Source organism: Saccharopolyspora sp. NPDC050389 (genome assembly GCF_040655595.1).
In the GTDB taxonomy this organism is placed as follows: Bacteria; Actinomycetota; Actinomycetes; order Mycobacteriales; family Pseudonocardiaceae; genus Saccharopolyspora.
On the sequence record NZ_JBFAKG010000107.1, the window covers coordinates 1 to 3,958 of the forward strand.

5 protein-coding genes are annotated in these 3,958 nt (G+C 71.2%); 2 read left to right on the forward strand and 3 right to left on the reverse strand.

The features are described from left to right. Positions 1 to 111 precede the first annotated feature (111 nt). Complete coding sequence (locus tag AB0I53_RS42090; RefSeq protein WP_358614868.1) at positions 112 to 603, reverse strand: VTT domain-containing protein; 492 nt, start codon at positions 601 to 603, stop codon at positions 112 to 114. A gap of 82 nt (positions 604 to 685) precedes the next feature. Beyond that, positions 686 to 1,249 carry a GNAT family N-acetyltransferase gene (locus AB0I53_RS42095; RefSeq protein ID WP_358614870.1) on the reverse strand — a complete coding sequence of 188 codons (564 nt, stop codon included), beginning with the start codon at positions 1,247 to 1,249 and terminating at the stop codon, positions 686 to 688. Positions 1,250 to 1,398: 149 nt separating this feature from the next. On the opposite strand from AB0I53_RS42095, the gene AB0I53_RS42100 reads away from it, so the two are divergent. Then, positions 1,399 to 2,616 carry a crosslink repair DNA glycosylase YcaQ family protein gene (locus tag AB0I53_RS42100; protein WP_358614872.1) on the forward strand — a complete coding sequence of 406 codons (1,218 nt, stop codon included), beginning with the start codon at positions 1,399 to 1,401 and terminating at the stop codon, positions 2,614 to 2,616. 41 nt (positions 2,617 to 2,657) lie between these two features. Here the strand turns inward: AB0I53_RS42100 and AB0I53_RS42105 are convergent, their stop codons facing one another. Next, complete coding sequence (locus AB0I53_RS42105) at positions 2,658 to 3,053, reverse strand: helix-turn-helix domain-containing protein (RefSeq protein WP_358614874.1); 396 nt, start codon at positions 3,051 to 3,053, stop codon at positions 2,658 to 2,660. Positions 3,054 to 3,180: 127 nt separating this feature from the next. Here AB0I53_RS42105 and AB0I53_RS42110 point away from each other — a divergent pair, with 127 nt between their 5' ends. After that, entirely contained in the window at positions 3,181 to 3,834 is a 654-nt protein-coding gene (locus tag AB0I53_RS42110; RefSeq protein WP_358614876.1) for an NAD(P)-binding domain-containing protein, read from the forward strand. Positions 3,835 to 3,958 lie beyond the last annotated feature (124 nt).

A 3,958-nucleotide genomic window follows, 5' to 3' on the forward strand; every position in this document is an offset into this window, starting at 1 on the left:
ACTACCTGGGCGGCTTCCGGGAAGCGACGGAGTGGTTCGCCCAAAAGACTCACGGCCCCGTGCTTTGCAGGTCAGGGGCCTTCGGTTTCCGTTGGGATCGCGGCCTTCCGGTCACAGCCAGCCGATGACGACGCTCGGCGCGATCGCCAGCGCGCCGAAGCGGATGAAACGCCCGACGAAGCCCGTGACCAGGAACGTGGTCAGCGGAACCTTCGCCCAGCCCGCGATCACCGCGATCGCGGCGAACGGCGGCAGGCTCGCGGCCGCGCTGATCAGCAGTACGGCGCCGGTCCAAACCGGCCGCCGGTGGCAGTTCTCCCGGAACTTCTCCAGCCAATCGCGCCAGCGGCTGTCCTTCCGCTCGCGCTCTTTCTTGCGCCGGAACATCCGGGGCAGCCGGATCGAGCCGCGCGCCGCGTAGTAGTGCAGCAGCTTCCCGCCGATCTGACCGGCGGCGATGACCAGCGCCAGCAGCCACCACGGGATCTCCGGGCCTTTGAGCACCAACCCGATCGCGAACAGTTCGACGCTGATCAACGGGAGCAGCGCGGAGGCCACCGACACCCCGAAGGCGGTGGACAGCAAACCGATCACGGTCAGCACGATCGCTCCCAGCGAGCTCGGACCCCAGTTGGTGGTGCGGCCGGCAACCCCACGCGTGCCCGAGCGGGCACCGCGCCGGTGTTCACCGGTCTTCGAACTGCAATTCCATCGGACCCGACAACCGCAATTCCCGCAGCGGACGGCCGCCGGCGTCCAACGTGCGTACCGTACCGTCCGGAGCCCAGCCCGCACTGCGGAAGAAGGCCATCGACGCGGTGTTCGCCTCCGGCACCCACACGATGCCCCGGGTGGTCCCGCCCGCGGCGAGCCGCTCCGCCATCGCGCCGAGCAGCCGCCCGCCGTGGCCGCGTCGGCCCCAGCGCGGCTCCACCAGCAGCGCGCTGACCAGCGCGACCGTGGCCGCATCGGCCGGCAGCGTGCCGTTGGCCGCGGCCGCCTCTCCCTCCGGGGCCGGGCCTGCCGCGCAGAAACCCACGATCCAGGGGCCTTCCGTCGCGACCAGCACCGCGGCCGGCCCGGCGGACAGGGCTTGCCGCCACTCCTGCTCGGTCGCCGCGCTGTCCAACCCGTCCAGCACCGCCGCGGGCAGCAGCTCGGTGAAGGCGGTGCGCCACGTCGTCAGCTGGATGCGAGCGATCTCCGCGGCATCGGACGGCACAGCTTCCCGCACATCGGCATCGGCCATGGCGACAACCTAACGTGCCCGACCGGCCACCGAACCCGCGCCCTGGAACCGGTACCGGGCCTTCCGGTTCCCGGCGAATCCGGCCCGGAGGCGCGGCAAACGGGTCGGTGGTGATCGGGTTGTCGGGGGTTGCTGGCACGATCTGGCGGGTGCAGACCATGAGCCGCGACACCGCACGCCGACTCGCCCTGGCCGCCCAGGGATTCGCCGATCCGCCGCCGCGCGGCGAGGTGACGCGCCGACACCTGCAGCGCGCACTGGCCCGCACCAAACTGCTGCAGCTCGACTCCGTCAACGTGGCCGTCCGAGCCCACTACATGCCGCTGTTCAGCCGGCTCGGCGGCTACACGGCCGAGCTCCTCGACGCGGCGGCCTGGTCGCACCGGGCACGGCAGCCTCGCCTGCTGGTCGAGTACTGGGCGCACGAGGCATCGCTGATCCCGGTCGAGGACTGGCCGCTGCTGCGGTGGCGGATGCGGGAGTACGGCGGGGCTTGGCGGCGGCGCAGCCGCGAACTGCTGGAACGCTCGCCCCAGCTGATCAACGACGTGCTGACCGCGGTGAAGGAACTCGGGCCGATCGGCGCGGGTGGCCTGGAACGCGAACTCGGCGGCGCCGAACGCCAGGGGAGCGGACCCTGGTGGAACCGCACCGACACCAAGCAGGCCTGCGAACTGCTGTTCGCGATGGGCGAGCTGACCACCGGCACCCGGCGCGGCTTCGAGCGGCTCTACGACCTGCCCGAACGCGTGCTGCCCGCGCACGTGCTCGCGCACGAACCGGAGGACGACGAGGCGATTCGCGCGCTGGTGGAGCGGTCCGCGCACGCGCTCGGCGTCGCCACCGAACCGGATCTGCGGGATTACTATCGGCTTTCGCCCGCGCAGTCCCAGCAGGCCGTGGCCGAGCTGGTGGAGGACGGCGTGCTGGAGCCGGTCGCGGTGCACGGCTGGCGGCAGCCCGCGTACCGCTACGCGGCGGCCCGCATCCCGAGGAAGATCACCGGTCGTGCGCTGCTCTGCCCGTTCGACCCGCTGATCTGGGAACGCTCCCGCGCCGAACGGCTTTTCGAGTTCCGCTACCGCATCGAGATCTACGTGCCCGAGCCCAAGCGGCAGTACGGCTACTACGTTTTCCCCTTCCTCCTCAACGGTGAACTAGTGGCCCGCGTCGATCTGAAGGCCGACCGCGCCGCCGGTGTGCTGCGGGTACCGGGCGCGTTCCTCGAAACCGGCTGCGATTCGAGCGAGGTGGTGCCGGAGCTGGCCGCCGCGCTGCGCGACATGGCGTCCTGGCTCGGCCTCGACGACGTCGTCGTCGGCGACAGGGGAGACCTGGCCAAGCCGCTCCGCGCAGTCAGCCGCTGATCGCGGAGACCCGCCGAGTGCGGTGACCGTGCGGACGGCGTTCAGCTCGCGCAGGTGCCGTCCGCGCGGTCGTGTTCTTCTTGCGCCGCCATGACCTCGTCGCCGTGGCGGAATCCCCATTCGCCGAGCATCCCGATCGGGCCGAGCAGGATCTCGCCCAGCTCGGTCAGCCGGTACTCGACCCGGGGCGGAGCCTCCCGGTAGGTGCACCGGTCGACCAAGCCGTTGTACTGGAGCCGCCGCAGCGTCTCGGACAGCACCTTGGTGCGGATGCCACCAATCTGCCGCCGCAGGTCGATTGGGCGCAAGGGCCCCCTGCGGAGCGCCCAGACGACCACCGGATTCCACGTGTTGGACAGCAGGTCGAACGCCAACCGCGCCCGGCAGTCGGCGAGGAACTCGCTGTTCGCGGGCAACACCCCGGGCACCTCGGTCATCGGCCTCTCCTCACCTGCCAGGAGCCCCATCCTGCCCGGCCGTGAGACACCGATTGGTAGCCATCGGGCCGCTTAGCGTCGGACCGGACCCCAGCCGGAGCACTCGGACGAAAGTGAGAAGAGCTCTATGCGGATCGGGATTCTGGGCGCCGGGAACATGGCCGAGGCACTCGGTACACAGTGGACGCGAGCCGGTCACCAAGTGATGGTGAGCGGTCGCGACCCGGCCAAGCCCCGAGCGCTCGCGGAGCGGCTCGGGCCGTCGGCGCGGAGCGGAACCTTCGCGGAAGCCGCCGAGTTCGGCGATGTCGTACTCGTCGCCGTGCTGCACTCGGCGGTCACCGGCGTGCTCACCGCCGCCGGAGCCGAGACCGGCACCTTGCGGGGCAAGGTGTTGATCGACTGCACGAATGCCGTCGTCCCCGATCGCTTCGCCCTCGATCTCCCCGCCGGCGCGTCGATGGCCGAACAGATCGCCGACCAGGCGGTCGGGGCGCATGTCGTCAAAGCCTTCAACGCCTGCAACGAATCCGTTTGGCGTTTGACTCCACCGGTTTTCGACGGCCGGCCGCTGATCGTTCCGCTGTGCGGCGACGACGCCGAGGCGATCGCGATCGTCCGGTCGTTGGTGACCGACATCGGCTGCGAACCGGCCGACGGAGGCCCGCTGGAACGCGCGTCGCTGCTAGAAGCCACCACTGCGTTCATGATCGGCCTGTGGTTCCGCGGCGTCGACGCGCAGGCAATGCTGCCTCCGCAGAAGTACGGCACCAGCGCCTGACCATCCACGGCGACGAGCCCGGCCGCGGGGGGGGGGGGGGGGGGGTTGGGGCCGGGGACAACGCCGCGCGGCGGGGGGGGCGCGGGCGCGGGAAAGCGGAGGGGGGGGGGGGGGAGAGAGCGGG

Coding starts and splice junctions, on each gene's coding strand:
- AB0I53_RS42095 (WP_358614870.1), bottom strand. CDS start 1,249: ATGGCCGATGCCGATGTGCGGGAAGCTGTGCCGTCCGATGCCGCGGAG.
- AB0I53_RS42105 (WP_358614874.1), bottom strand. CDS start 3,053: ATGACCGAGGTGCCCGGGGTGTTGCCCGCGAACAGCGAGTTCCTCGCC.
- AB0I53_RS42110 (WP_358614876.1), top strand. CDS start 3,181: ATGCGGATCGGGATTCTGGGCGCCGGGAACATGGCCGAGGCACTCGGT.